28 protein-coding genes and 1 pseudogene are annotated in these 24,701 nt (G+C 61.3%); 16 read left to right on the top strand and 13 right to left on the bottom strand.

Annotated features, from left to right (window positions below; all coding sequences use genetic code 11):
- Window positions 1-45: 45 nt before the first annotated feature.
- The 4 genes from V7787_RS10880 to V7787_RS10865 form a co-directional block, all read right to left on the bottom strand.
- Entirely contained in the window at window positions 46-975 is a 930-nt protein-coding gene (locus tag V7787_RS10880) for a LysR family transcriptional regulator (RefSeq protein ID WP_020191787.1), read from the bottom strand.
- A gap of 98 nt (window positions 976-1,073) precedes the next feature.
- Window positions 1,074-1,583 carry a flavin reductase family protein gene (locus V7787_RS10875; RefSeq protein ID WP_021782251.1) on the bottom strand — a complete coding sequence of 170 codons (510 nt, stop codon included), beginning with the start codon at window positions 1,581-1,583 and terminating at the stop codon, window positions 1,074-1,076.
- Window positions 1,584-1,608: 25 nt separating this feature from the next.
- On the bottom strand, window positions 1,609-2,643 hold the full coding sequence (locus tag V7787_RS10870) for a methionine synthase (protein ID WP_336087971.1): 1,035 nt from the start codon (window positions 2,641-2,643) through the stop codon (window positions 1,609-1,611).
- Between the two features lie 26 nt (window positions 2,644-2,669).
- Window positions 2,670-3,653: a DUF1852 domain-containing protein gene (locus V7787_RS10865; RefSeq protein WP_198747262.1), complete on the bottom strand. Its 984-nt coding sequence runs from the start codon at window positions 3,651-3,653 to the stop codon at window positions 2,670-2,672.
- Between the two features lie 230 nt (window positions 3,654-3,883).
- Between V7787_RS10865 and V7787_RS10860 the strand changes: the two genes are divergently transcribed.
- Window positions 3,884-4,384 (top strand): peroxiredoxin, encoded by a 501-nt coding sequence (locus V7787_RS10860; RefSeq protein WP_010953616.1) that lies wholly within the window; start codon window positions 3,884-3,886, stop codon window positions 4,382-4,384.
- An 86-nt stretch (window positions 4,385-4,470) separates the two neighbouring features.
- A complete protein-coding gene (locus tag V7787_RS10855) occupies window positions 4,471-5,409 on the top strand; it encodes a LysR family transcriptional regulator (RefSeq protein ID WP_010953617.1) in 939 nt (312 codons plus the stop codon).
- On the opposite strand, the gene V7787_RS10850 is transcribed toward V7787_RS10855, so the two are convergent.
- A complete protein-coding gene (locus V7787_RS10850; RefSeq protein WP_064490953.1) occupies window positions 5,386-6,516 on the bottom strand; it encodes a porin in 1,131 nt (376 codons plus the stop codon). The genes V7787_RS10855 and V7787_RS10850 overlap by 24 nt on opposite strands.
- Before the next feature lie 373 nt (window positions 6,517-6,889).
- On the opposite strand from V7787_RS10850, the gene V7787_RS10845 reads away from it, so the two are divergent.
- Together V7787_RS10845 and V7787_RS10840 are read left to right on the top strand one after the other, a co-directional pair.
- Window positions 6,890-8,191: an MFS transporter gene (locus V7787_RS10845; protein ID WP_279840596.1), complete on the top strand. Its 1,302-nt coding sequence runs from the start codon at window positions 6,890-6,892 to the stop codon at window positions 8,189-8,191.
- Between the two features lies 1 nt (window position 8,192).
- On the top strand, window positions 8,193-9,377 hold the full coding sequence (locus tag V7787_RS10840) for a M20 aminoacylase family protein (RefSeq protein ID WP_104887456.1): 1,185 nt from the start codon (window positions 8,193-8,195) through the stop codon (window positions 9,375-9,377).
- A gap of 171 nt (window positions 9,378-9,548) precedes the next feature.
- Here V7787_RS10840 and V7787_RS10835 read toward each other — a convergent pair whose 3' ends face one another.
- The gene (locus V7787_RS10835) at window positions 9,549-10,100 is read right to left on the bottom strand and encodes a GNAT family N-acetyltransferase (protein ID WP_064490956.1); all 552 of its coding nucleotides are present in this window, start codon (window positions 10,098-10,100) and stop codon (window positions 9,549-9,551) included.
- Between the two features lie 180 nt (window positions 10,101-10,280).
- Between V7787_RS10835 and V7787_RS10830 the strand changes: the two genes are divergently transcribed.
- The 10 genes from V7787_RS10830 (at window position 10,281) to V7787_RS10785 (ending at window position 18,044) form a co-directional block, all read left to right on the top strand.
- Window positions 10,281-10,538 carry a hypothetical protein gene (locus tag V7787_RS10830; RefSeq protein ID WP_104887458.1) on the top strand — a complete coding sequence of 86 codons (258 nt, stop codon included), beginning with the start codon at window positions 10,281-10,283 and terminating at the stop codon, window positions 10,536-10,538.
- A 66-nt stretch (window positions 10,539-10,604) separates the two neighbouring features.
- A complete protein-coding gene (locus V7787_RS10825; protein WP_003254042.1) occupies window positions 10,605-10,847 on the top strand; it encodes a hypothetical protein in 243 nt (80 codons plus the stop codon).
- Window positions 10,844-11,641 (top strand): exodeoxyribonuclease III, encoded by a 798-nt coding sequence (gene xth, locus V7787_RS10820; RefSeq protein WP_104887459.1) that lies wholly within the window; start codon window positions 10,844-10,846, stop codon window positions 11,639-11,641. Before V7787_RS10825 ends, xth begins: the two co-directional genes overlap by 4 nt.
- A 117-nt stretch (window positions 11,642-11,758) precedes the next feature.
- Window positions 11,759-12,439 carry a thermostable hemolysin gene (locus V7787_RS10815; protein ID WP_010953624.1) on the top strand — a complete coding sequence of 227 codons (681 nt, stop codon included), beginning with the start codon at window positions 11,759-11,761 and terminating at the stop codon, window positions 12,437-12,439.
- Window positions 12,429-13,898: an AMP-binding protein gene (locus V7787_RS10810; protein ID WP_064493336.1), complete on the top strand. Its 1,470-nt coding sequence runs from the start codon at window positions 12,429-12,431 to the stop codon at window positions 13,896-13,898. Before V7787_RS10815 ends, V7787_RS10810 begins: the two co-directional genes overlap by 11 nt.
- Before the next feature lie 8 nt (window positions 13,899-13,906).
- Window positions 13,907-14,587 (top strand): TenA family transcriptional regulator, encoded by a 681-nt coding sequence (locus tag V7787_RS10805; protein ID WP_064493335.1) that lies wholly within the window; start codon window positions 13,907-13,909, stop codon window positions 14,585-14,587.
- Window positions 14,574-15,380 carry an SDR family oxidoreductase gene (locus tag V7787_RS10800; protein WP_336087958.1) on the top strand — a complete coding sequence of 269 codons (807 nt, stop codon included), beginning with the start codon at window positions 14,574-14,576 and terminating at the stop codon, window positions 15,378-15,380. Before V7787_RS10805 ends, V7787_RS10800 begins: the two co-directional genes overlap by 14 nt.
- Entirely contained in the window at window positions 15,377-16,018 is a 642-nt protein-coding gene (locus tag V7787_RS10795) for a hypothetical protein (RefSeq protein ID WP_104961945.1), read from the top strand. The genes V7787_RS10800 and V7787_RS10795 overlap by 4 nt, the downstream gene beginning before the upstream one ends.
- A gap of 2 nt (window positions 16,019-16,020) precedes the next feature.
- Window positions 16,021-16,683: a response regulator gene (locus V7787_RS10790; RefSeq protein ID WP_266024735.1), complete on the top strand. Its 663-nt coding sequence runs from the start codon at window positions 16,021-16,023 to the stop codon at window positions 16,681-16,683.
- Complete coding sequence (locus V7787_RS10785; protein ID WP_336087954.1) at window positions 16,680-18,044, top strand: sensor histidine kinase; 1,365 nt, start codon at window positions 16,680-16,682, stop codon at window positions 18,042-18,044. Before V7787_RS10790 ends, V7787_RS10785 begins: the two co-directional genes overlap by 4 nt.
- A 12-nt stretch (window positions 18,045-18,056) precedes the next feature.
- Here V7787_RS10785 and arsH read toward each other — a convergent pair whose 3' ends face one another.
- From arsH to V7787_RS10765, 4 genes are read right to left on the bottom strand one after another with little or no spacing between them, the layout of a single operon-like run.
- Window positions 18,057-18,758, bottom strand: a complete 702-nt coding sequence (gene arsH, locus V7787_RS10780; RefSeq protein WP_003254027.1) for an arsenical resistance protein ArsH — start codon at window positions 18,756-18,758, stop codon at window positions 18,057-18,059.
- A 13-nt stretch (window positions 18,759-18,771) separates the two neighbouring features.
- The gene (locus tag V7787_RS10775; RefSeq protein ID WP_336087950.1) at window positions 18,772-19,242 is read right to left on the bottom strand and encodes an arsenate reductase ArsC; all 471 of its coding nucleotides are present in this window, start codon (window positions 19,240-19,242) and stop codon (window positions 18,772-18,774) included.
- A gap of 28 nt (window positions 19,243-19,270) precedes the next feature.
- On the bottom strand, window positions 19,271-20,554 hold the full coding sequence (locus V7787_RS10770) for an arsenic transporter (RefSeq protein WP_064493331.1): 1,284 nt from the start codon (window positions 20,552-20,554) through the stop codon (window positions 19,271-19,273).
- Between the two features lie 21 nt (window positions 20,555-20,575).
- Window positions 20,576-20,923, bottom strand: coding sequence for a metalloregulator ArsR/SmtB family transcription factor (locus V7787_RS10765; protein WP_010953634.1), 348 nt, complete (start codon window positions 20,921-20,923; stop codon window positions 20,576-20,578).
- Window positions 20,924-21,136: 213 nt separating this feature from the next.
- On the opposite strand from V7787_RS10765, the gene V7787_RS10760 reads away from it, so the two are divergent.
- On the top strand, window positions 21,137-21,310 hold the full coding sequence (locus V7787_RS10760) for a hypothetical protein (RefSeq protein ID WP_017147688.1): 174 nt from the start codon (window positions 21,137-21,139) through the stop codon (window positions 21,308-21,310).
- A gap of 119 nt (window positions 21,311-21,429) precedes the next feature.
- Here V7787_RS10760 and V7787_RS10755 read toward each other — a convergent pair whose 3' ends face one another.
- Both V7787_RS10755 and V7787_RS10750 read right to left on the bottom strand, forming a co-directional pair.
- On the bottom strand, window positions 21,430-22,437 hold the full coding sequence (locus V7787_RS10755; protein ID WP_104887463.1) for a zinc-binding alcohol dehydrogenase family protein: 1,008 nt from the start codon (window positions 22,435-22,437) through the stop codon (window positions 21,430-21,432).
- A 151-nt stretch (window positions 22,438-22,588) separates the two neighbouring features.
- Complete coding sequence (locus V7787_RS10750; RefSeq protein WP_336087947.1) at window positions 22,589-23,386, bottom strand: SDR family NAD(P)-dependent oxidoreductase; 798 nt, start codon at window positions 23,384-23,386, stop codon at window positions 22,589-22,591.
- A 109-nt stretch (window positions 23,387-23,495) separates the two neighbouring features.
- On the opposite strand from V7787_RS10750, the gene V7787_RS10745 reads away from it, so the two are divergent.
- Window positions 23,496-24,437 carry a GlxA family transcriptional regulator gene (locus V7787_RS10745; protein WP_336087946.1) on the top strand — a complete coding sequence of 314 codons (942 nt, stop codon included), beginning with the start codon at window positions 23,496-23,498 and terminating at the stop codon, window positions 24,435-24,437.
- Window positions 24,438-24,447: 10 nt separating this feature from the next.
- Here V7787_RS10745 and V7787_RS10740 read toward each other — a convergent pair.
- Window positions 24,448-24,687, bottom strand: a pseudogene (locus V7787_RS10740) (hypothetical protein); the annotation flags it as partial.
- Between the last annotated feature and the right edge of the window lie 14 nt (window positions 24,688-24,701).

Genomic DNA, 24,701 nt, shown 5'->3' with positions numbered 1-24,701 from the left:
GCGCGCCATGGCCGGCACTGAGGTTCGCAAACGCACGCCCGGCTTTCAGAGAACCGGGCCTGACGCCACGCTGACCCCTGCCAGCGTGGTGAACGAGATGTCCTTGGCCGTGAGCAGAAAATCACGCACGTACGGCACCTCCAGCATGTCACTGCGCAGCGCAGCATAAAGGTTTGCCTGCAGGCCGTGTTCGCCAAGGCGCTTGGCGGTTACATAGCCGCGCGAACTGTATTCGTGCACGGCCCAGTTGGGCAGGCAGCAGACGCCGCGCCCGGACGCAACCAGTTGCATCATCATCACGGTAAGTTCCGAAGTACGTACCTGTGCGGGCTCGACGTCGGCGGGGTCGAGGAAGCGGGTGAAGATGTCCAGGCGGGTGCGTTCGATCGGGTAGGTGATCAGTGTCTGGCTGGCGATATCGGCGGGCTCCAGGTACGGCTTGTGGCGCATGGCGTGGTGGTTGTCGATGGCCAGCAGTGCCTCGTAGCTGAACAACGGCACGTAGCTGATACCCGGCAGTGTCACCGGGTCTGAGGTCACCACCAGGTCCAGGTCGCCGCGCTCCAGGGCTGGCAGTGGCGCGAAGGAAAAACCCGAGGCGAGGTCCAGTTCCACCTCAGGCCAGGCGCCGCGGAACTCATCCACTGAAGGCATCAGCCACTGGTAGCAGCTGTGGCACTCGATGGCGATGTGCAGCCGTCCGGCGCAGCCCCCGGCCAGTTTGCCCAGGTCCCGTTCGGTATTGCGGATCTGAGGCAGCACCTGATCGGCCAGCTGCAGCAGCTTCAGCCCGGCGCTGGTGAAGCGCACCGGCCTGGATTTGCGCACGAACAGTGGCATGCCGATGCGCTCTTCCATATCGCGGAACTGGTGCGACAGGGCTGATTGGGTCAGGTGCAGGCGCTCGGCGGCCTCGTGCAGGCTGTCGGTTTCACGCAGCGCGTGGAGGGTTCGCAGGTGGCGTAAATCGATCATGAGTAAAATGGCGGATCAACGCAGTAATGGCGGGTTTTCTTCACTGCTGCGTGATCCTGACAATTCCTTTGATGGGTTTTCCGTGAGTGGGGTGAGGCTCAAGCCGCGTGAGGCGCGGCGAGGTTGCAGTACTGCCCCTTGAAATACAGCAGCGGCTGCGTGGCAGCCGTTGCCTGCAGGTTCAACGCTTTGACTTCGCCAATCACGATCAGGTGGTCCCCGGCGGCATGTTCGGCGTGAATTTCGCAATCAAGCCAGTGCAGGCTGCCGGCAATGATCGGGTTGCCCAACGGCGATGCTTGCCATTCGACGCCGTGCCACTTGTTGGCGCCGCGCCGGGCAAACTGGTTGGAAATGCCGACCTGCTCACCTGACAGGATGTTGACCGTGAAGCGCCCAGCCTGGCGAATTTTCGGGTAGCTGGCCGAGCTGGACATCACACTGAATGACACCAGCGGCGGGCTCATCGATACGCTGTAGAACGACTGGCAGGTGAAGCCGATCGGCTCACCTTCATGGTGCGATGTAATCACCGTGATGCCGGATGCGTAGTGCCCGAGTGCCTGGCGAAAAGTCGACGGCTCGATCGCCGTACCGGAAAGCAACATGGTAGGTCCTGTGGCTGCATTCATTTCAGCGTGCGTTAGCGAGTTCCTGACGGACGATGGCTGCGCCTGCACTCAAGGCCTTGAGCTTGCCGCTGGCTACCTGGCGGGGCAGGGGCGCCATGCCGCAGTTGGTGCAAGGGTAGAGCTTGTCGGCATCGACGAATTGCAGTGCCTTGCGCAGGGTGGCGGCGACCTGTTCGGGTGTTTCAATGACATGGGTGGCCACATCGATGGCGCCGACCATGACTTTCTTGCCGCGAATCAGCTCGAGCAGGTCCATCGGAACATGGGAGTTATGGCATTCCAGCGAAATGATATCGATGCTGGACTGCTGCAGTTTGGGGAAGGCCTGTTCATATTGCCGCCATTCTGAACCGAGGGTTTTTTTCCAGTCGGTGTTGGCCTTGATGCCATAGCCATAGCAAATATGGACGGCCGTTTCGCACTTGAGGCCCTCGATGGCCCTTTCCAGGGTAGCCACGCCCCAGTCATTCACGTCGTCAAAGAAAACATTGAATGCCGGTTCGTCGAACTGAATGATGTCCACGCCCGCGGCTTCCAGTTCTCTGGCTTCCTGGTTGAGAATCTTGGCGAATTCCCAGGCCAGTTTCTCGCGGCTTTTGTAGTGGTTGTCATACAGTGTGTCGATCATGGTCATGGGGCCGGGCAGCGCCCACTTTATCGGCTGTGTGGTGTGCTGGCGCAAGAATTTGGCATCTTCGACAAACACCGGTTTTTGTCGAGCGACAGCACCCACAACCGTCGGTACGCTCGCATCGTAGCGATCACGGATTCTGACGGTTTTCCGTTGTTCGAAATCAACGCCGCTGAGTTGCTCGATAAACGTGGTGACAAAGTGCTGGCGGGTTTGTTCGCCGTCACTGACGATGTCGATACCGGCGTGTTGTTGTTCTTGCAAGGCCAGGCGCAAGGCATCCTGTTTGCCTTCGACCAGTTGCTCGTCTTGCAACTTCCACGGTGACCAGAGTGTTTCGGGTTGAGCAAGCCAGGCGGGTTTAGGCAGGCTGCCGGCCGTGGAGGTGGGTAGCAATTTGTTCATGAACAGTGACCTTATGCTTTGAATGTTCAACGTGCGTATTGAGCGGACCATTGCGCCAGCGTGGCCTGGTAGGGTTTGACAAATTGCTCCTCGGCAAATTTGCCCTGCTCGATCGCCAGGCGGCTGCGCTCTTCCCGGTCATAGACAATGCGCGTGAGCGAGTAGTCCTGGTTCTTCAGGCTGGGCTGGTAGGCCTTGCCCGCAGGAGAATTGGCGTTGTAGATCTCGGGTCGGTAGATTTTCTGGAAGGTGTCCATGGTGCTGATGGTGCTGATCAGTTCAAGGTTGGTGTAGTCAGCCAGCAAGTCGCCGGCAAAATAAAATGCCAACGGGGCGACGCTGTTCGGCGGCATGAAATAGCGCACCTTCAAGCCCATCTTCCTGAAGTATTCATCCGTCAGCGAGTACTCATCCTGCAGGTACTCAACACCTAGCACAGGGTGCTGATTTTCGGTGCGCAGGTAAGTCCTGCTGCTCGATACGCTCAGGCAGATAACCGGTGGTTTGCCGAAGTGCTCCTGGTAGGTTGGCGAGTTGACGAAACACTTGAACAGGTTGCCGTGCAGCTCGCCGAAATGATCGGGTGTGCTGAAGGTGGACCGATGCTTGTTATGCTCCAGTAACAGTACGCTGAAGTCGTAATCGCGCACGTACGAGGAGAAGTTGTTGCCTACCATGCCTTCGAGGCGAGTATTGTTCTTGCGGTCGACAATATAGGTTTTCAATATTTCGATCAGCGGCAGGGCATTGCCGTGCTGCGCGTTTTCAAGGTTCATTTCCACCGATATGATGTCCAGCTCTACGCGGTAGCGATCATGTTCGGGGTTGTCCCAGTGCGCCAGCGCATTGAAACGGTTGTTGATCATCGCCAAGGTATTGCGCAGGTTTTGCTGACGGTTTGCACCCCGTGCCAAATTGGCGAAGTTGGTCGTGATGCGGGTGTTTTCGGCAGGGTGATAATGTTCGTCGAACGCAATGCGCTTGACGGTGAATGTTGGCGCTTTATCCATGGTAACGGCTTCCAGGTGCCTGAGTGTGAGCGATCCAGTGCTGGTCAGTTGCGTAGCTGAGTCGTTCACAGCGTAATCTTGATGTGTTTGATTGAGGCGTATCCTAGGTGGGGCGCTGCATGAATGATATTGAAGTTATTTCACAGGTTTTTTAGCTCTGCTCATGATGCGTTGCCTGGTTGACTGCGGCATCATGGCTGCCTGGCCTTCACCTCACCCAGGAGACAGCGATGATCAAAACCGGCGATCAATTGCCCGACGTTACCCTTTATCAATACAACAACGACGCAGGCGCCTGCGCGATCGGCCCCAAGGCCTTTTCCATTCGCGAGCGTTGCAAGCACAAGAAGGTGCTGATCTTCGCATTGCCGGGCGCGTTCACGCCGACGTGCTCTGAACGTCATGTTCCCGGTTATGTCGCGGCGGCCCCTGCGTTGTTCGCAGCTGGCATTGACGAGATCCTGTGCGTCTCGGTGAACGATGCCTTTGTCATGAACGCCTGGGGCAACAGCTTGCAGGTCGGGGATGCGGTCAAGATGATCGGCGATGGCAATGGCGAATTCAGCGAGGCGCTGGGCCTGACCCAGGACCTTTCGGCACGCGGTTTGGGGCGGCGCTCGCAGCGGTATGCGATGTTGGTCGACGACCAGGTAGTCCAGTACATTGCGGTTGAAAGCCCCGGCAAGTTCGAGGTCAGCGATGCGGCCAGCCTGCTGGCTGTGTTGCGCTAGCCATACCTTTCAGGCCTTGCCGACAACGGCTGTCAGGGCTGCCAGAACACCTTTCGAATCGGCCGCTAACAACAAGGTACAGACGGTTGAAACTTCACCAACTCAGGGCGCTGGTCGCCATTCATAACGCAGGCAGCATCCTCGAAGCCTCCAAGCTCATGCACATTACTCAGCCCGCGCTGAGCCGTTCGATCAAGGAGCTGGAGCGGGAGGTGGGGTTTACCCTGTTGCAGCGGTCGCACAAAGGCATGGCCCTTACCGAGGAAGGCAAGCGTGTCATCCGCCACGCCAACCTCGTGGTAGAGAGCATACGCCGCCTGCAGATCGAAGCGGCGAGCATTCAGGATGCGGCGCTGGGCGCCGTGTCGATCGGGGTGACGTCGTTGACGGCGATGCTCGATGGCGTCGATGAAAGTATCCTGGCCTTTCGGCGCAAGTACCCGCGGGTGAAGATCACCATCACCGACTTGCGCCCCAGCCAGATCCTGCAGCGCTTGCGCGATGGCAGCCTGGACTTTGCCATTACTTCGCAGCAACCGCTGAGTCGGCTGAGCCTGGACTGGGAGGCGCTGGGCAGTATCAAGGGCAGGGTGATTTGCCACGCCTCGAATCGGCAGAAGTTCAGCCAGTCACTGCGCACCTTGCAATACGCCCCCTGGATCAGCCTGGACGAGTTGTCCGACCAGGCTTCGCAGTTTCACCAACTGTTCGAGGCCAACGGCCTTCGGGTGCCACAGAACACCGTTGAATGCACTTCAGTGATGATGGCGCTGAAGCTGTTGAAGAACACGGAATCGTTGATGACCATCAGCGAACTGGCGGTGGACCAAGGGTTTACCTACGGTATCGATTGCGAGTTCGTCGCCATGGCGGTGCAGGAGTTGATTCCGGATTACCCCATCAACCTGGTCTGCATTGACCGCCACAGCCTCACGGCGCCTGCCCAGGAGCTGTTCCACAGCTTGCGCGGGCAGGTGCTCAAGCAGACCCGCCCCGTGGGGTCAGAAGTGGTAGTACATGCCTAGCGAGACGTTGCTTGGGTTATCGCCCGCCTGATCCACCGGGGTGCCGGCGTAGGTGACCGACGAGGCGCGCTGGTTGGCGATCATGCCGAGGCGTCCATAAAGGGCCCAGCGGGGGTTGATGAAATGGTCGTAGCCGATCATCACACCCCACGCGTCCTTGTCGCGGGCGCTGACCTGGCGTTGCATCACCGCCAGGCGCAGCACGTCCAGCTCGCCCACCGGCGCCATCATGCCGAAGGTGTAGAGCGTGGTGCTGGGCGTGCCGGCCTGGTCCACGTCCTGACGTTGCCAGGTGAGGCTGGTGGCCAGCGGGCCGAAATCGTAGAACGCCGACAGGCTCTTGAAGTCGTTGGCGGTCTGGCGTGAGACACCACCGTCGTCCCATGGGTCGCTGTAGTACCGGTTGTATGAGGCCAGCAACATCACCCGGCTGTTGCGGTATTGCAGCCGGGCGCCACCGCCACGCACGGTGCGCCCAGCGCTGGCGGCATCGTCGAAGCCGAAGCTCAGCGCGGTACCGAGGCTGAAGCCGCTGAAGGTCGGGCTGGTGTAGGCCAGGGTGTGCTTGGGGCGCAGGTCAAGGTAAAAGGCGCCCTTGCCGGCGGCAGGCAGGGCCAGGTAGGTGTAGGGCGAGCCATAGGTGGCCAGGAACGGGTCGGCGTAGGTGGGCGTGGCCATGCCGTAGGTCTTGCCGAACTCGAGCCTGCCCAGGGTGCGCGAGCGCAGGGCGACTGTCGCCAGGCGCAGGGTGCCGACGGTATCCCAGGTGCCCTCCAGGGCCTCGCCATTGAGGTTGAAACCCTCCTCGACGTCAAGCTCCACCACGGTATCGGGGTCAAGCGCCTTGCGTGCGTACAGCCCGAGCTTGTTGGTCCAGGCGCCGCCACCGGCCAGCCTGAAACCCGAGTGGTGCTGTGAGTCGTGATAGCTGGCGAATGCATCCACGGTGCCGTACACCTTGAGCGTGTCATCGAAGCCGTAATCCAGCCCGTAATAACCAAAACCCGGCGCAATCCGCGCGAGCGTCGGAAAACCCTCTGCCTGTGCCTGCGCAGCAAGGCAAGCCCCTTGGATCATCAACAGCAACGACGTAATGCGAGTGTTCATTCACGACTCCAGGCCAGCACGGTGATGTGGTGGCTTTAGCGTCGGTGAACAGAACGTTGCAGCGTGATTGCTTATTCGGTCAGGTCATGCCGTTTGGTTAATCAGGGGCTGGCGCGGCGTGTGGATTGGCGAGCGCATCCGCGTTAGACAGGCTTCGTACCCGCGCCAACGCTGCGCTACGGATGCTGATCTGTGGGCGTTATTGGGGCCGCGCGCGGAGCGAGGGCGGACTGTGCGCCAGCTCAGGGCAATTTGGCCAACGATCGCGCCGGCAAATTGCTCATTGGTTATCCCTATGCCGAAACTGCAAGTGTATTGGGTGCCCGATTGGCTGATATTCGCTGCACGCCGCGATTTGCCAACGGAGACAACAATGATCAGACCGCTACCCACATCGCCAAGCCTGCAAAAAGGTGCGCATTCAGCCGCGCAGGTATCGTCCTCCCGTAAAACCTTGGTCGCCTGCTCGTTGGGCAATGCGCTGGAAATGTACGACTTCACGATCTACAGCTTCTTCGCTGTACTGATCGGCAAGCACTTCTTCCCCTCTGACTCGGCCATGGCGTCGTTGTTGATGTCGCTGGCCACCTTTGGCGTCGGTTTCCTGATGCGCCCGGTCGGGGCGATGGTCATCGGTCGCTATGCTGACCGGCATGGACGCAAGGCCGCTTTGAGCCTGACCATCGGGCTGATGACCCTGGGCACCGCAATGATTGCCTTCGCGCCCACGTATTCACAGATCGGGATTTTCGCCACCTTGCTACTGGTGACCGGCCGGCTCATCCAGGGCATGTCGGCAGGCGGAGAGGTCGGTACCGCGTCGGTGTTCCTGATGGAATCCAGTGCGGTCGGCAATCGCTGCCAGAGCGTCAGCTGGCAGGCCGCCAGCCAAGGCTATGCCGCCTTGGTGGGGGCCGGCTTTGGCCTGGCCCTCAGCCAGTTGCTCGACCCTGCCGCGCTGGAAAGCTGGGGATGGCGCATACCGTTCATCTTCGGCCTGCTGATCGGGCCAGTCGGTTGGTACATACGCACGCGGTTGCCGGAAACCCATGAGGCCGCACCGGCGCAGAAGGCAGCGCAGGGGCTGGATGCCGAACTGCTCAAACGCATCGCCCAAGGCATCGGCCTGATGGCCAGCTCGACCATTGGCATGTACCTGTTCGTGTTCTACATGCCGACCTACCTGACCACCGCCTTGCATTATCCACCCGGCAGCGCGATGGCGATTGCCTGCATCAGTAGCGGTTGCATGGCCGTCATCTGCCCGTTGGCCGGCAAATTCGCCGACAAGTATCAGCTCAGAAAACGCCTGCTGGTGTGGACGGTCGCCGCGCCGGTGGTGTTGACCCTGCCCGTGTTCTATCTGCTTGAGCAAGTGCAGCACATGGGCCTGGCCATGATGGGCGTGGCGATCCTGATCTTGCCGACCTGTATCGGTGCCGGTGCGTTCTTCGCGCTGATCATGGAGGGCTTCCCGAAGGCCAGGCGCTCGTTCGGCACCTCGGTCAGCTACAGCCTGGGGGTGACCCTGTTCGGTGGTTTTTCGCCGTTGGTGGCCACCTGGCTGATTGCAGCGCTGGGCACGCCGTTGGCGCCAGCCTACTTCCTGCTGGCCGGCGGCGTCGTCAGCCTGGCCTGCCTCAGATACTTCCCTGAAAACAAAGGATGCGAGTGATATGGGTATTTTGCAGAGCAATCAAACACCGGGCTCAGCCGCCGAGCTGGATGAGTTCGTCATGCTGCGCCGGCAGATCCACGCTGCGCCGGAAATTGGCGGCGACACCCCCGATACGGCGGCCCTGGTAGCCGACAAGCTGCAAGCTTTGGGCTATGAAGTGCATCGCAATGTGGGCGGGCATGGTGTGGTCGGCGTGCTGAAAGTGGGGGACAGCCCGCGCAGCATCGGTTTGCGTGCAGACATGGACGCACTGCCCATGGGCGAAAAGAATGCGTTTGCGCATGCCAGCAAGATCCCCGGCCGCATGCATGCCTGTGGCCATGACGGGCATACCGCGATCCTGCTGGCAGCCGCTGCGCAACTGGCGACTACACGCCAGTTCAACGGGACGTTGAATGTGATATTCCAGCCCGACGAGGAGGGCCTGGCAGGGGCCAAGGCGATGATCGACGACGGCCTGTTCGAGCGCTTTCCGTGCGACTCGGTGTATGCGCTGCATAACATGCCCGGCTTGCCGGTGGGCACGTGCGTGGTGCAGGCGGGGCCTACCATGGCGTCTTCCGAACGTGTCAGCATTCGGATTACCGGTAAAGGCGGGCATGGTGCGATGCCGGAACTGTCGGTAGACCCGGTGATGGCGTTGAACAGCCTGATCAGTGGCATCCAGACCATCAAGTCGCGCAACCTGAGCGTCGAGGACTACGCCGTGATCAGCATCGGCATGATCCAGGCCGGCACCGTCTACAACATCATCCCTGACGAGGCCTGCATGTTGCTGAGCGTGCGCACTGACACGGCCCAGACCCAGCAGAAGATCAACAGCCGCATTGACGCCTTGGCCAAGGGGCACGCAGAAAGCTATGGCGTGGAGATCGAGGTGCAATTCACCCAACTGGCGCCCGCCTTGTGCAACAGCGATCACGAAAGCACGTTGCTGCGTGACAGCCTGAGGCCGTTGTTCGCCGACGGCGCGCTGCTGGACAAGATGCCGAAGAAGGTCATGGGCACCGAAGACTTTGCCTACATGTTGCAGGCGCGGCCTGGCTGTTACTTCATGCTGGGCAATGGCACGGGCGAGTTCCATGGGTGCTCGGTGCATAACCCCCACTACGATTTCAATGATGCGTTGGTGAAGATTGGCGCTGATTGTTGGGTGAAGTGGGTTCAGGACTATCTGCGTTGACCCCTTTGTCGGGGCTTGCCGGGGCTTCCACAGCTCCGGCAGGTGCCGCCTTTGCCGCGGAGAATGCCCGGCGGTGCATGGCACCGACTTCGCCGGTGTTCGCGAGCAAGCCCGCGCCCGCAGGCTGGACTGCCTTTTGACCCTGCATCATCTGCGAAGGCCGAGGTAGGGTCAGGTTTGCGTCCTGTCGAGCCAGGCACTGCGTGTCATCTCCCATACCTCTACCCGCATCTGCCCAGCGACAAAATGCCCGTCTCGCGTTGCCACCCTGCGCATGCCCTCATACTCCGAAACCCTGCGTGAAGCATGGTTGGCAACCGCTTTGGGAACCTGCATGACCGGACGCGACAATGTTTCGAACCAGTATGTGTTGATGACCTGACATGCTTCGCGCATATAGCCTTGCCCCCACCACTGCGGTGCAAGCCAGAAGCCTCGGTTGTTTCCAGGCTGTTCATACAGGCTGATGCTGCCAATGGCGTTCTCGGTTGCATCGCGCAGCCGGATCATCCAGTGCCATTCGCGGCCCGCCACCATGGCCGGCAGGGCGATATCGCGCACATAGATCAATGCGCCGTCTTCCGGGTAAGGCCACGGCACACGACGGTCCAGATAACGGACGATCTCCCACTGGGGGAACAGTTTCTGAATGGTTGCTGCATCTCCCAACTGAAGGGGTGTGAGAACAAGACGGTCTGTGAACAGCGTTGGAAGGCAATCCATGGCACTCGCTCCTGAGCTTGCGGATAATGCGTCTGAGACTTGTGAAACCTGGTATCCATGCGTCTGCGCCGAAATAGTCTACGCTCTTAGCCGAAGCGCGTCGTGACAGGCTTCATCCCGTTATCGTCGCTCTGGCGATTCACACCGACGGACCAGGCTCGGTCCAAAGAGGGTGCTGCAATGGCGACTATCGACACCGAGAACCTTGCAAAGGGGCTGCAGCAGGTTGAAGCCTGCTGGCAGGCGTATACCTCGTCACAGCGGCTTGTCGAAGGCCTCAAGGGCAGCGACCTGAGCAGTGCCATTGAAACCGCCAACCGCGATTTCACCAGGTTTCAGAACCAGTGCCAGCTGTTTTATGCCGAAGTGCGCAAGAGGGCAGCGGATGCGAACAAGCTGGAGAGCGACATGGCACGGTATCCCCATTACTTTCAGTGACGTCCTGATTGAACGTCGCGCTGTGCCCGGGTTCTGACAAGCAAAGGGTACAGCGAGGACGCTTTCATGAGCATCGAACGCAACATTCCCGAGCTTGAAGCCTGGTACGCCCAGTACGACGACATCAGTTACCGGCGCGCGTCACCGGATGCCTACCACCATGAACTGCTTCGCACAGCCGAGGCCCTGCGCGACGACGGTGCCATCGACTGGGACGACTGGTTGGCGCTCAAGGCGCTGGCCGATGAGGCGCATATCCGCGCGCTGGAAGATGCCGTGCAGGCCCATGTGAGCGACCCGGACGCATGAAAGCGCTGAAGATTGCCACCTTCAACATCAATGGCATCCGCAGCCGTTTGCCGGCGCTGCTGGCCTGGCTGGAGCGGGAGCAGCCCGACATTGCCTGCCTGCAGGAGCTGAAGGCGGCCGATCAGCAGTTCCCTCGCGCGGAGCTTGAGGCAGCAGGCTATGGCAGCCTTCATCATGGGCAACCGTCATGGAACGGCGTGGCCATTCTGGTGCGGGGCAGGGATCCGCTCGAGGTTCGCCGCGGCTTGCCCGGCCTGGAAGAGGACAGCCAGAGCCGCTATCTGGAAGCTGCGGCACACGGGGTGTTGGTCGCTTGTCTCTACCTGCCGAACGGCAACCCGCAGCCCGGGCCCAAGTTCGATTACAAGCTGCACTGGTTCGAATGCCTGATCCAGCATGCGCGCAGCCTCCAGGAAAGTGGCCACCCCACGCTGCTGGCAGGGGATTTCAATGTCGTGCCCACCGACATGGACATCTATAACCCGCGTTCCTGGCTGAAGGACGCACTGCTGCAGCCTGAGTCGCGAGCGTGTTACCAACGACTGCTTGACCAGGGCTGGCTCGATGCCATACGCCATCTGTACCCGGACGAGCGTGTCTACACCTTCTGGGACTATTTCCGTAACCACTGGGCCCGCAATGCCGGGTTGCGAATCGATCACCTGTTGCTCAATCGCGAGCTTGCGCCTTATCTGAAACGGGCGGGTGTCGATGCATGGGTGCGCAACGAGGCCAAGGCCAGCGACCATGCGCCCGTCTGGATCGAGCTGGGTACGCGTCGTGCTCGGTCATAGTCGGTTCAGCACATGAACGAGCGCCGGGCTGAGGCGCTCCGACAGTAGCCGACTTCAGATTGTATTCAGATTCGGCCCCGATAATTTCCTCCGTCGCACCTAGGCGGGGGAAACTTCATGACTCAGTCTCATCAATGGCACAGTTTGCTTCCGTTACCCATCGGTAGCCATGCCGATCATCAGGCGCACCTTTCTCTTCACCTTAGCGGCGATCATGGGCGAGGCGAGCTGGAGCACTTCATACACGAGCGCTTTGCCAGTGTGCACCAGGCGGATGTGCAGCATTACCTGCCGGAGCTGCTTGCCTTGCAGGGTAGCCACGGTCGCCTGATCGCGGCGGCAGGCATGCGGCCGGCCAGCGAAGGGCCGCTCTTTCTTGAGCGGTATCTGGACGAGCCTCTGGAATCGGCCGTTTCACGGGTAACCGGTGCCTCGCCAGATCGCAACTGCATGGTAGAGGTGGGCAACCTGGCCTCGCTCAGCGCCGGCAGCGCTCGAATAATGATCATCGCCGTGACGTGGTTGCTGGCCATGCGAGGTCTGGAGTGGGTCGCATTCACGGGCGCCGCGACACTGTTCAACAGTTTCCGGCGACTGGGGCTGGTGCCCACCGTTCTGGCCTCAGCGGATCCTGCGCGCTTGCAGGGCCAAGTGGACCAGTGGGGGACCTACTACGACCAGCGACCCCAGGTATTTGCCGGCAACATAGGCGTTGGCTTCGATGCCCTGAAGCAGGCGGGCATGTTCGAGCGGCTTGGGTTTCCCATGTTAGCCCTGGAGACCGGCCATGCGGCATGAACTGACTGCCTTTCAGGCACTGTTGCGCCAGCACGCCGTGGAGCATCCTGACGCCGTGGCCGTTCAGGGCGATGCGCAGCGTTACACCTACCGGCAACTGCTCGACGAAGTCGAATCCCGTGCGGGTTGCCTGCGTAGCCAACCACCGGGAACCTTCGCCGTGGTGCTGGATAACGGGCCCGAAGCGCTATTCTGGGATTTGGCGGCGCTGTTCGCCGAACGCGCCAGTGTGACAGTGCCGCCGTTTTTCAGCGCGACCCAGTTCCAGCACTGCTTGCAGCAAAGCGGAGTCACGGCGGCCGTGTGCGAGGCGCAGTGGGCCGAACAGCTCATTGCGCTTGGTTTTGCCCGGCAGGCGCCAGCTGGCGTCTGGCGGCGTGACAGTGTTGTCGCCCCGGCGCTGCCTGAGGGCACTGCCAAGATCACTTACACCTCCGGTAGCACCGGCACGCCCAAAGGCGTGTGCCTGAGCGCTGAAACCCTGCTGCGTGTGGCGCATGAGCTGGAGGCCGCCAGCCGCCCAACCGCGCCGCAGCGATACCTGGCGGTACTGCCACTGGGTGTTCTGCTGGAAAACCTGGGCGTCTACGCCGCGCTCATGGCTGGCGCTTGTGTGCAGCTCTATCCGCAGCAGCAGTTGGGGATGGGAGGGGCAAGCCAGGTCGATTTCAAGCGCCTGCTGGGCGCAATCGCCCTCAGTGGGGCGCAGAGCCTGATCCTTGTGCCGCAGCTGCTGATGGGGTTGGTGACAGCGATCGAGCGTGGGCTGATGCGGGTCGGCCCACTGCGTTTGGTGGCGGTAGGCGGTGCTCGGGTATCGCCAAGCCTGCTCGCGCGGGCCGAGGCGGTCGGTTTGCCGGTGTTCGAAGGTTACGGCTTGTCCGAGTGCGCCTCGGTAGTGGCGCTCAACCGCACAGGGGCTGTGCGCCCTGGGAGCGTCGGCAAGCCATTGCCGCATGTGCAGGTGCGCATCGCCGAGGATGGCGAAGTCCTGGTGGCCGGCTCGACACTGCTGGGCTACCTGGGAGAGCCGCCTGTAACAGGGCAGTGGTGGGCAACAGGCGATGTAGGCCACCTCGATGAGGAGGGCTACCTCTACCTGAATGGCCGCAAGAAGCATCAGTTCATCACCAGTTTCGGGCGCAACGTCAACCCGGAGTGGGTGGAAGCCGAGCTGAGCCAAAGTGGCGTGATCGCCCAGGCTTTCGTGCATGGCGAGGCCTTGCCACGCAACCTTGCCTTGCTCTGGCCGCTGGATCCCGGCATCAGCGACGAGGCCATCGAACAGGCCGTACAGCAATGCAACGCGCGATTGCCCGATTACGCCAGGGTGCAAGCCTGGCGCCGCTTGCCAATGCCTCTGAGCACGCTTGACGAAACCCTGACTGCCAATGGCCGCCCGCGACGTGAGGCGATCTTGCAGCGTTACCACACCCTGTTGTCCGACATCTCGTTGTGAGGTTCACAATGTCCTTTTTCGACACCCTGCAAGTACAAACCGCCCAAGAGCGTCAGGCGCTGTTCGCCGTACCGGTGATCCGCGAAGCGCTGGCCGGCCAGGTCAGCCTGGACAGCTACGTCGCCTTCCTGACCCAGGCCTATTACCACGTGCGCCATACCGTGCCACTGATGATGGCCTGTGGGGCTCGATTGCCGCTGCGGCTGGAGTGGCTGCGCGGTGCGGTCTGCGAATACATTGAAGAGGAATACGGCCACGAGCAGTGGATCCTCAACGACATCAGAGCGTGCGGTGGTGACTGGGAGGCCGTGCGCGATGGCCAGCCGGTGCAATCCATCGAGCTGATGGTCGCCTACCTGTACGACCTGATCGCCCGTGGCAACCCGGTCGGGTTGTTCGGCATGGTCAACGTGCTCGAAGGCACCAGCATCGCCCTTGCCACCCAGGCGGCGGGCGTTATCCAGAGCACATTGGCCCTGCCTGACCAGGCGTTCAGCTACCTCAGCTCGCACGGTGCGCTCGACCAGGAGCACATGGTGACCTACAAACGGTTGATGGACCGCCTCGACGATGCCGGTGACCAGCAGGCCGTCCTCCACGCGGCCAAGGTCGTCTACCGCTTGTACACCGAGATGTTCCAGGGCTTGCCGCGTGCCGGGCAGCAAGAGGTGCACCATGCGTTTGGCTGAGTCCGTGGTAATCCTCACCGGCGCCAGTGGGGGCATAGGCCTGGCGCTGGCTGAACAGCTCTGCGCTGCCGGTGCCCAGGTGTTGGCCGTCAGTCGGCATATGGGCAAGCTGGCTGGCCTGATGAACCGGTACCCTGATCGTCTGCGCTGGCAGGAAGCCGACCTGCGCAGCCCGTCAGGGCGCGAACAGGTCATCGAGCGGGCACGCGAGATGGGGGCTGTGAATGTGCTGATCAACGCTGCTGGCGTGAATCGCTTCGCTCTGCTCGACCAGCTGGATGAGTATGCGCTGGACGAGCTATTGGACATCAACCTGAAGGCTCCCCTGCAACTGACACGCGCCTGCCTGCCGTTGCTGCGCGCTCAACCCAAGGCGTTGGTGGTCAATGTCGGGTCGACCTATGGCTCGATCGGCTACCCCGGCTACGCCACCTACTGCGCCAGCAAGTTTGCGCTGCGTGGTTTTTCGGAAGCGCTGCGCCGCGAGTTGGCCGATACCACGGTGAACGTGCTGTATGCCGCCCCCCGGGCGACCCGCACAACGATGAACAGCAGCGCTGCGACTGCGCTCAATCAAGCGCTGAAAGTTGGTATGGACGACCCGGCGGACGTCGCCCGTGCTGTGCTCCAGGCGGTGCAATCCGAGCGCACCGAGCTTTACCTGGGGTGGCCGGAAAAGCTCTTCGTGCGTATCAACGGCATGTTGCCGGGCATAGTCGATCGCGCACTGCGCAAGCAACTGCCAGTCATTCGCCGCTATATCGGCAGCCACTCCAAGGAGTCGAACAAATGAAGCGTCTGTTCATTGCCAGCTTGCTGGCATTTGCACCCTTCACCTGGGCATTGGACCAGGCAGGCAGCCAGCGCCTGAGTGATCTGCAGCAGCGCTGGGCGCAGATTCAGTACCAAATGCCCAAGGATAAGCGTGCCGACGCCTTCGAGAAGCTGGCAGGCGATGCAGCAACGTTTGTTCATCAGTATCCGGGCACACCTGAACCGTTGATCTGGGAGGGCATCATCAACAGCAGTTGGGCGGGGGCGACGGGCGGCCTCGGTGCACTGGGCAAGGTCAAGGCGGCGAAAGCCAGCCTGGAGCAGGCCATGACGCTGGACCCAAACGCCCTGCAAGGTTCGGCCTACACCAGCCTGGGCACGCTGTATGACCAGGTGCCCGGCTGGCCTATCGGTTTCGGTGATGCCGAGATGGCCGACAAGATGCTGCGCAAAGCGTTGCAGATCAACCCCAACGGTATCGACAGCAACTATTTCTGGGCCGATCATCTGTATCGGCAGAAGCGCTACCCTGAAGCTACCGCCGCCCTGCAGAAAGCCTTGCAGGCACCGCCCCGGCCGGGGCGTGAGTTGGCTGACCAGGGCCGGCGTGCCGATATCGATGCTTTACTCAAGGCCATCAAGGACAAACAGGACTGAACATGCGGCTGTTGCTGGTTGAGGATGACATCGCACTGGGGGAAGGGATCTGCGACGGCTTGCGCCAGGAGGGTTACACCCTCGACTGGTTGCGCGACGGTGTCAGTGGCTTGCATGCGTTGCAGCACGAGACCTTCGACCTGCTGATCCTGGATCTTGGATTGCCCCGCATGGATGGCCTCGAGCTACTCAGGCGATTGCGCGCCGGCGGCGACAGCTTGCCGGTGCTGATCCTCACCGCGCGGGATGCCCTCGATGATCGCATTGCCGGCCTGGATGCCGGCGCCGATGATTACCTGGTCAAGCCTTTCGACCTCAATGAGCTCAAGGCACGCCTGCGCGCCTTGCTGCGGCGCAGCGTCGGGCGCGCCAAGGTGCTGATCGAGCATGCCGGGGTCAGCCTGGACCCGACCACCCAGCAAGTGCAATACAACGGCGTCGAGGTTGTGCTCACCCCCAAAGAGTATGTGCTGTTGCATGAGTTGCTGGCACAGCCCGGCAAGGTATTCACACGTGAGCGCCTGACTCAACTGCTGTATGGCTGGGATGAAGAGCCGGAGAGCAACACGCTGGAGGTGAACATCTACCATTTGCGCAAGAAGCTGTTCAACGGCCTGATTCGCACGGTGCGCGGCATCGGCTATCTGGTCGAGGTCAAGGCATGACCTCGCTTCGCCAGCGCACGCTGTGGCGCGTGATGCTCTTGCTGCTACTCGGTACCGGCTTGCTCGCGCTCTATAACTACCACGACAGCAGCCACGAAATTAACGAGGTGTATGACGCGCACCTGGCCCAGAACGCGCGTTTGCTGCAAGGCGTCATGAGCATGCCGGTACAAGAGGGCTCGCGTGAGGCGCTGTATCAGGCCTTCAACGATGCCTTGGGCAAAGCGGGGCGGCACCAGGTGGGGCACCCTTACGAAAGCAAGCTGGCATTCCAGGTCTGGGGTGAAGGCATGGCGTTGCTGGTGCATACACCCAGTGCGCCACCCATCGACCCACCACCCACTGCTCCGGGGTTCTATGACTTTTCCAGTGGCGGTGAACAATGGCGCGGTTTCGTTTTGCCGGTCCCGGAAAAACACTGGCTTATCTGGGTGGGTGAGCGTGATGATGTGCGCTACGACCTGATCGACCGCATCGTTCGCCACACGCTGTTCCCGTTCCTGCTTGGCAGCCTGGCGTTGGCACTGCTGGTGTGGGCTGCGATCGGCTGGGGGCTGCGGCCACTGCAGAACATGGCCAATGTCATCCGCAGGCGCCATGCAGATTCGCTGGAGCCGCTGCAACTGGTACCGCTTCCCACTGAACTGGAACCCATGCAGGCGGCCATCAATCGCTTGCTGGCGCAGATCGACGATCTGCTGCGGCGTGAGCATCGCTTCATTGCCGATGCTGCCCACGAAATGCGTACGCCTCTGGCCGTATTGCGCCTGCACGCGCAGAACGCGCTGGCCGCCAGCAATGATGCCGAGCGCCAGAAAGCCCTGGGCTTTCTTGTGGGCGGGGTCGATCGGCTGACACGGGTGGTCAACCAGTTGCTGACCTTGGCCCGCGTCGAGCCAAGACTGGGGCAGCGAGCCAGCACCCGGATCGACCTGGCCGAGGTCGTCACCGAAACCCTGGCTGAACTGACCCCATGGATACTGGACCGTGGCCTGGAACCCTCGCTGGACATCGACGAAGGGGACCACCACCTGCAGATCGACGCCGGCGCGCTGGGCATTGCGCTACAGAACCTGGTGTCCAACGCGGTAGAACACTCACCGCCTGGTGGGCGCATCGCCGTGTTACTGCGGCGCCTGGACAGCAGCGTCGAACTGGTCGTCGAGGATGAAGGGACGGGTATCGATGAGGAGAGCCTGTCCCGTGTATTCGAGCGCTTTTACAGCCGAAATAGCCCAAATGGTGCTGGCCTTGGGCTGTCCATCGTCGCGACCATCATCGACCGTATGGGGGGGCAGGTACGCCTTGAAAACAGAGCGGGTGGCGGGCTGGCCGCTACCCTGTCGTTTCCACTGTCTTGAATCACGTTTGCGTCAGATGGATCGCTGATTGACCCGCTCAGACAGCTGCTCGGCGCTTTCCTTGCGCTCCGAATAGCGATCCACCAGGAATGCCTGGCGGTCGCGCAGCAGCACGGTGAACTTCACCAGCTCCTCCATGACATCAACCACGCGATCGTAGTACGGCGATGGCTTCATCCGCCCGGTGTCGTCGAACTCCAGATAAGCCTTGGGTACCGAAGACTGGTTCGGGATGGTGAACATCCGCATCCAGCGGCCCAGCACACGCAACTGGTTGACCACGTTGAACGACTGCGATCCGCCGCACACCTGCATCACGGCCAGGGTCTTGCCTTGGGTGGGGCGCAATGCCCCCAGCGCCAACGGAATCCAGTCGATCTGTGCCTTGAACACCGCAGACATCGCCCCATGGCGCTCCGGCGAGCACCACACCTGGCCTTCTGACCATTGCACCAGTTCTCGCAGCTCCTGCACCTTGGGATGCTCCACGGGGACATCGTCAGGCAGCGGCAGGCCCGACGGGTCGAAGGTGCGGGTTTCGGCACCGAAGTGCTCCAGCAGACGCGCGGCTTCTTCTACCAGCAAGCGACTGAAGGAGCGTTCTCGGGTAGACCCGTACAGCAGCAGGATGCGTGGTTTGTGTTCGCTGGTCGGGGTTGCCGAAGGCGGCAGGTCGAACAGCGTGAGGTCGAGGTTAGGCAGTTGCTCGGACATGTATTTTTCCTATTCAAAGCGAGCCGATGCGATCCAGCGCGTGCTTGAGCTGCTCGCGGTCGAGTTGATCGAACGGCAGTGCGAAGAAGGCCTGGCAGCGAGATCCGATGCGGGCCAGTGTGGCGCGGAACGCCGCATCGACCGATGCTTCGTCACCCACGACATCGGAGGGGTCTTCCAGCCCCCAATGCGACTTCAGCGCAGGGCCGAAATACACCGGGCAGGCCTCGCCCGCGGCCTTGTCGCAGACGGTGATGACGATGTCAGGCGGGTTGCCCTCGAACGCATCGTTACCTTTGCTGCTCAGGCCCTTGGTCGAGATATTGGCTTGCTGCAACGTGCTCAGGCTGCGTGGCAACACCTGGCCCTTGGGGAAGCTGCCAGAGCTGACTGCCTCGAAACCGGGCGGTGCCAGGTGGTTGAACATTGCTTCGGAAAGGATGCTGCGGCAACTGTTGGCCGTGCACATGAACAGGACTCGCATGGAGGGCTCCTCCGCTGGGGGGCGAACGTCAGAGGCTCAGGCGCAGTGCCAGAGCAGAAAGGGTGATCAGCAAAACCGGTACCGTGAGCAGCAGGCCGACCTTGAAGTAGTAACCCCAGGTGATGCGCACGCCTTTACGCGCCAGCACATGCAGCCAAAGCAGCGTGGCGAGGCTGCCGATCGGGGTGATCTTCGGGCCGAGGTCGCAACCGATGACGTTGGCGTAGATCATCGCCTCACGTACCAGGCCCTCTGCACCGCTGGCCTGGATCGACAATGCGCCGATCAGCACGCTGGGCATGTTGTTCATGACTGAGGACAGCAGGGCGGAAATCAACCCGGTGCCAATGGCCGCGCTCCACAGGCCCTGCTCGGCAAGCGTGTCCAGCAGGTGGGTGAGCATGTCGGTAAGGCCGGCGTTCTTCAGGCCGTACACCACCAGATACATGCCCAGCGAAAATATCACCACCTGCCACGGCGCTTCCCGCAGCACGCGACGGGTTGAGATGCGGTGACCGCGAGCGGCCACGGCAAAGAGGATTGTGGCACAGACGGCGGCCACCGCACTGATCGGTATGCCCAGAGGCTCCAGTGCGAACAGGCCTGCAAGCAGCACCAGCAGCACCCACCCACCGACTTTGAAGGTGGCGTGGTCATGAATTGCCTCGCTCGGCGCCTTCAGCGCATCGAGCGCGTACTGCTTGGGGATATCACGACGGAAGTACAGGAATAGCACCAGCAGGGTGGCCGCCACGCTGGCGATGTTCACCGGCACCATCACCGATGCGTATTCGGCGAAGCCCAGGCCGAAGTAGTCGGTCGAGACGATGTTGACCAGGTTGGAGACCACCAGCGGCAGGCTTGCCGTGTCGGCAATGAAGCCCGCGGCCATGACAAAGGCCAGTGTCGCGGCGGGCGAAAAGCGCAGCGCGAGCAGCATCGACATGACGATGGGGGTGAGGATCAGCGCCGCACCGTCGTTGGCGAACAGCGCCGATACAGCGGCGCCGAGCAGTACGCAGAAGGCGAACAGGCGGTAGCCGCCGCCGTTAGCCCAGCGCGCCACATGCAAAGCGGCCCATTCGAAGAAACCCGCCTCATCCAACAGCAAGCTGATGATGATGACCGCGATGAACGTGGCGGTGGCGTTCCAGACAATGGCCCATACGGCAGGGATGTCATGCAGGGAAACTACGCCTGTAGCCAGGGCGATGATGGCGCCTAGCGCGGCGCTCCAGCCAACACCGAGCCCCTTGGGCTGCCAGATGACCAGTATGAGGGTGAACACGAAGACAGCAATGGCGGGCAGCATGAAAATCTCGCTTGGTGATGATCAGCAGCAGACGGAATCACGCACGGGGCGACCGTCCATGTTCTTCAGCCGAAGGGCATTGTCAGCCAGCCATTGCGAATTGGCTTGCAAGGTGACCTGAAGCATTTCGTGAACCCAGGAAGGCAGCTCCGGATTCAGGCGGTAATACACCCACTGGCCCTGACGGCGGTCCAGCAGCATGCCATTGCTGCGCAGTTGTGCCAGATGGCGACTGATCTTGGGCTGGCTGTCGTTGAGCGCGCACATCAGCTCGCAGACGCACAGTTCGCCCAGGCTGGCGATAAGCAGAGTGGCGCGAGCGCGGGTTTCGTCAGAGAGGCTCTTGAAGACATCGGGCGGTGTGATCATGGGGGGTGCCTGTACATGCGGAAAGTCGAATATACGTATTTCCATATGTACTGGCAAGCCTTCCTGGGCTTGTGCGCTTGCAGCTCACCATCGCCATGCCCTTCGGTCGACAAAAGCAGGGTTTTGGTAGGCTTCAGACGCTGATGGCAATGCAGGGTGTATAGTGCTTGCTCGGGTGACTGTCGTTCAGTGGCTCATAACCGAGATGCCAACATGTCCCAGACGTACCCCAGCGCGGCCCAAAAAGCCCATGTTCGCATCTGCGAGCAGGTCGAGGCCTTCCTTCAGCATGGCGGCCGCATTCAGCAGGTAGCGATCGGTGTCACCGGCTACGCTGAAGGTGTCTCCAGGGCGCAGTGGAAAAAAGGGCGCACTGCAAAACCTTGAGGAGGCCAGCCGCCGCCGGGAAACGTTCCTTTCAGGTGGTGATTCATGGCTTGTGCATTCGCGAAGCGGAGGCCGGGGTGGTCTTGAAAGCTGAGCCCTGGATCAGAACCGGAACGCGATCAGAAACCTTCCAGAACAATCTTGCCGCGTGCTTTCCCGCTCTCGATCAGGGCGTGAGCGCGTTTGAGGTGCTCGGCGTTGATGGTGCCGTAGTGCTCGCCGAGGGTGGTCTTGAGCACCCCATCATCGACCAGCTGTGAAATGCGATCGAGTAGTTGATGCTGCTTGATCATGTCCTCGGTCTGGTACAGCGAACGCGTGAACATGAGCTCCCAGTGCAGGGAGAGGGATTTGCGCTTGAGCGGCATGACATCCAGTTGCGCCGGGTCGTCGATCAGCGCGAGCTTGCCTTGTGGACGAAGCACTTCGACCAGTTGGGGGAGGTAGGTGTCGGTATGGGTCAGGCTGATCACATGGTCGACCTGGCTCAGATTGAGCGCTTCCAGTTGATGCGGGATGGGTTTGGTGTGATCGATGACATGATGCGCCCCCAGTTCCTTGACCCAGGCTTTGGTTTCAGGTCTCGACGCTGTGCCGATGACCACCAGCTGTGTGAGCTTGCTGGCGAGCTGGACCAGGATCGAGCCCACTCCGCCGGCGGCTCCGATCACCAGTAGGCTTTGGCCCTGGCCCCCGTTTTCTTCGACACCCAGGCGGTCGAACAGCAGCTCCCATGCGGTGATGGAAGTTAGGGGCAGGGCTGCGGCACTGGCGTTGTCCAGGCTGCGGGGCTTGTGTCCGACGATACGCTCGTCCACCACATGGCGCTCGCTGTAGCTGCCAGCACGGTCGATGGCACCGGCGTAGTAAACCTCATCGCCAGGTTGGAACAACGTGACCTCTGGCCCAACCTCGCGAACAACGCCAACCGCATCCCAGCCAAGAACCTGTGGTTGCTCACCGCCGCGGCTCGCGCGGATTTTCGTGTCGACCGGGTTGACAGCAATGGCCTTTACCTCGACCAGCAGATCCCGGGCACCCGGTTTGGGTTCGGGCAACTGCGCGTCATACAGCGACTGTGGGTCCTGGATCGGCAAACCGGGTTGGGTGTAAACGACAGCCTTCATGGGCGCAACCTCTTGGGTATTGGAAAAGTGAGCTCAGGCTAGTGGTTTGGATTAAGTCGATAAACTGGCCAAATAGCGCAAGACTTTCTCTCCCTCAGTGAAAATGGTGTGAGGCACTCGTTACCAAGCGTAAGCGCCTCACGCGCATCCGTCAGCTGGCGTTGTAACGCGGTGCAAGCTGGTTGCTGGACAGCTGGCTGAACAAGGCCTGCCGGGCAGCTTCGTATTGGTCGAAGGCTTGCAGATCTTGCATCGACGGCAAGGAGATCAGCACTCCGTTGTCGAAGTCCTGCAGCGCACCGTCCACCAGGTCCTGGGCCGACATCACGATGCCGGGGTCGAGGTTTTCGACCGGTAAGCCACCGATTTGCCAGAAGTCAGTGGCGGTAGCCCCGGGCAGTACCGCCTGCACCTGAACCCCCTTGCCCGCCAGCTCCTTGTTCAGGGACTGGGTGAACGCAGTGACGTACGCCTTGCTGCCGCCGTATACGCCGTTGAGCAGTTCTGGCGCCAGGCTGACGATGGACGAGATATTGATGATCGCCCCCTGCTTGCGCGCTACAAAACCGGGTACAGCCGCATAGGTCAGGCGGGTGAGGGCGGTGACGTTCAGGCTGATCATTTCGGCCATGCGTTCGACATCGCTTTCCAGCAGGCTGGTGTGGGTGCCGATGCCCGCGTTGTTCACCAGCATGCTGATGCTGGCGTCTTCGCGCAGCTTGCGTTCTACCTTGGCAAGGTCATCTGTATTGGCCAGGTCGGCCGGGAACACTTCCACGTTCTGCCGCGTTTCGGTGGTGAGCCGGGCCGCCAATGCGTTGAGGCGTTCCCGGTTGCGGGCCACCAGTACCAGGTCATAGCCGCGGCGTGCCAACTGTTCTGCGTAGAGCGAACCGATGCCGGTGGACGCGCCGGTGACAAGCGCGGTGCCTTTGAATGCCTGTGTCATGGTGATACTCCGTTGCTTTGTGTGGGTGGAGCCATCATGCAGAAGACAGTTTTTGTCTTAAAGGACGTATATGGTAGTTTTTCAGGACATTGCTCAGAGGGGCTCAAGCATGCACCGGGTCGGCTATTTGTTAACCGAAGGCTTTCAGATCATGTGCCTGGCGACGCAAACCGTGTTCGAGTTTGCCAATATCGTCGCCGGCAAAGCGGTTTACAGGCTCGAGAACTTTTCTGTCGGGGGCGGCACGCTACGCTCCTCGCTGGGGATGTCTGTCGAGACGCTGCCGTTGGCTGCCCCTGGCCTGGCCGACACCTGGATGGTGACGGGTACGCTGACGCCGTTGACGCCACCCGGTGACGAGGTGCTGGCCAGCGTACGGGGCTTTGTCGACGCTGCGCGGCGCACTGCGGGCCTATGCACCGGGAGTTTCGTTCTGGCGCAGGCCGGGGTGCTGGATGGGCGGCGTGCTACAACCCACTGGGCCTACGCGAACAAGTTGCGTGAGTTGCACCCGAAGATCGACGTCGAGGAAGACCGGATCTTCATCGTCGATGGGCCGATTTGGACGTCCGCCGGCATGACCGCCGCCCTGGACATGGCCCTGGGCATGGTGGAAAAGGATCTGGGTAACGAGATGGCCAGGTCGGTAGCGCACAAGATGGTCATGCACCAACGCCGTTCTGGCGGGCAGTGCCAGCACTCCGAACTGTTGTCGCTGTCGCCCAGGACGGACCGTATCCAGAGCGCCCTGGATTACGCGCGCAGGCACCTCAGCCGCCCATTGTGCGTGGAAGAGCTGGCCCAGGTGGCGCACCTGAGCCCGCGGCAGTTCACCCGTGTATTCACCGCCGAAACCGGGCAGTCATCCGCCAAGGCCATCGAGGGCCTGCGGCTGGAGGCTGCCCGGCTGATGATCGAGCAGAGCCGGCACAGCCTGGAGGTGGTGGCCAAGGAAACCGGGTTCAGGGACCGCCGGCACCTGCGCGAGGTATTCGTCCGTGTGTTGGGCGTACCTCCTCAGGCGGTGCGAAGGGATGCCCGGCAAGTGTGACCTGCGATTTACTTGAAGCGCTTTTGTTCTTGCGCCACCCCCTCAGGTTCATGAGGCACAACACAAGCTGCAGCACAATCAAAGCCCAGGCCTGGGTATGCCACCCCCAGACTGACCACAGTATGTTGCTGGCGATGAAACAGCAGAAGCCGACCATGCGCCGTCCTGGGCGGTGCGACCCGATGCACCAGGCTGCCACCACTGTGACCACCATGGCCGGCCACTCCAGCAATTCGATCCAGCTCTCCATCGAAGCGAGTCCCA

This window comes from Pseudomonas sp. CGJS7 (genome assembly GCF_036961695.1).
The sequence above is the reverse complement of the archived record's forward strand: the minus strand, read 5'-3'. Positions and strand labels throughout refer to the sequence as shown.

What these genes read in the sequence shown, in the direction of transcription:
- V7787_RS10795 (WP_104961945.1), top strand. Translation starts at nt 15,377, where the DNA reads ATGAAGCGTCTGTTCATTGCCAGCTTGCTGGCATTTGCACCCTTCACC.
- V7787_RS10785 (WP_336087954.1), top strand. Translation starts at nt 16,680, where the DNA reads ATGACCTCGCTTCGCCAGCGCACGCTGTGGCGCGTGATGCTCTTGCTG.
- V7787_RS10770 (WP_064493331.1), bottom strand. Translation starts at nt 20,554, where the DNA reads ATGCTGCCCGCCATTGCTGTCTTCGTGTTCACCCTCATACTGGTCATC.
- V7787_RS10790 (WP_266024735.1), top strand. Translation starts at nt 16,021, where the DNA reads ATGCGGCTGTTGCTGGTTGAGGATGACATCGCACTGGGGGAAGGGATC.
- V7787_RS10815 (WP_010953624.1), top strand. Translation starts at nt 11,759, where the DNA reads ATGACTCAGTCTCATCAATGGCACAGTTTGCTTCCGTTACCCATCGGT.
- V7787_RS10845 (WP_279840596.1), top strand. Translation starts at nt 6,890, where the DNA reads ATGATCAGACCGCTACCCACATCGCCAAGCCTGCAAAAAGGTGCGCAT.
- V7787_RS10870 (WP_336087971.1), bottom strand. Translation starts at nt 2,643, where the DNA reads ATGAACAAATTGCTACCCACCTCCACGGCCGGCAGCCTGCCTAAACCC.
- V7787_RS10745 (WP_336087946.1), top strand. Translation starts at nt 23,496, where the DNA reads ATGCACCGGGTCGGCTATTTGTTAACCGAAGGCTTTCAGATCATGTGC.
- V7787_RS10760 (WP_017147688.1), top strand. Translation starts at nt 21,137, where the DNA reads ATGTCCCAGACGTACCCCAGCGCGGCCCAAAAAGCCCATGTTCGCATC.
- V7787_RS10865 (WP_198747262.1), bottom strand. Translation starts at nt 3,653, where the DNA reads ATGGATAAAGCGCCAACATTCACCGTCAAGCGCATTGCGTTCGACGAA.
- V7787_RS10810 (WP_064493336.1), top strand. Translation starts at nt 12,429, where the DNA reads ATGCGGCATGAACTGACTGCCTTTCAGGCACTGTTGCGCCAGCACGCC.
- xth (WP_104887459.1), top strand. Translation starts at nt 10,844, where the DNA reads ATGAAAGCGCTGAAGATTGCCACCTTCAACATCAATGGCATCCGCAGC.
- V7787_RS10860 (WP_010953616.1), top strand. Translation starts at nt 3,884, where the DNA reads ATGATCAAAACCGGCGATCAATTGCCCGACGTTACCCTTTATCAATAC.
- V7787_RS10835 (WP_064490956.1), bottom strand. Translation starts at nt 10,100, where the DNA reads ATGGATTGCCTTCCAACGCTGTTCACAGACCGTCTTGTTCTCACACCC.
- V7787_RS10840 (WP_104887456.1), top strand. Translation starts at nt 8,193, where the DNA reads ATGGGTATTTTGCAGAGCAATCAAACACCGGGCTCAGCCGCCGAGCTG.
- V7787_RS10755 (WP_104887463.1), bottom strand. Translation starts at nt 22,437, where the DNA reads ATGAAGGCTGTCGTTTACACCCAACCCGGTTTGCCGATCCAGGACCCA.
- V7787_RS10775 (WP_336087950.1), bottom strand. Translation starts at nt 19,242, where the DNA reads ATGCGAGTCCTGTTCATGTGCACGGCCAACAGTTGCCGCAGCATCCTT.
- V7787_RS10830 (WP_104887458.1), top strand. Translation starts at nt 10,281, where the DNA reads ATGGCGACTATCGACACCGAGAACCTTGCAAAGGGGCTGCAGCAGGTT.
- V7787_RS10880 (WP_020191787.1), bottom strand. Translation starts at nt 975, where the DNA reads ATGATCGATTTACGCCACCTGCGAACCCTCCACGCGCTGCGTGAAACC.
- V7787_RS10875 (WP_021782251.1), bottom strand. Translation starts at nt 1,583, where the DNA reads ATGTTGCTTTCCGGTACGGCGATCGAGCCGTCGACTTTTCGCCAGGCA.
- V7787_RS10805 (WP_064493335.1), top strand. Translation starts at nt 13,907, where the DNA reads ATGTCCTTTTTCGACACCCTGCAAGTACAAACCGCCCAAGAGCGTCAG.
- V7787_RS10800 (WP_336087958.1), top strand. Translation starts at nt 14,574, where the DNA reads ATGCGTTTGGCTGAGTCCGTGGTAATCCTCACCGGCGCCAGTGGGGGC.
- arsH (WP_003254027.1), bottom strand. Translation starts at nt 18,758, where the DNA reads ATGTCCGAGCAACTGCCTAACCTCGACCTCACGCTGTTCGACCTGCCG.
- V7787_RS10850 (WP_064490953.1), bottom strand. Translation starts at nt 6,516, where the DNA reads ATGAACACTCGCATTACGTCGTTGCTGTTGATGATCCAAGGGGCTTGC.
- V7787_RS10750 (WP_336087947.1), bottom strand. Translation starts at nt 23,386, where the DNA reads ATGACACAGGCATTCAAAGGCACCGCGCTTGTCACCGGCGCGTCCACC.
- V7787_RS10825 (WP_003254042.1), top strand. Translation starts at nt 10,605, where the DNA reads ATGAGCATCGAACGCAACATTCCCGAGCTTGAAGCCTGGTACGCCCAG.
- V7787_RS10765 (WP_010953634.1), bottom strand. Translation starts at nt 20,923, where the DNA reads ATGATCACACCGCCCGATGTCTTCAAGAGCCTCTCTGACGAAACCCGC.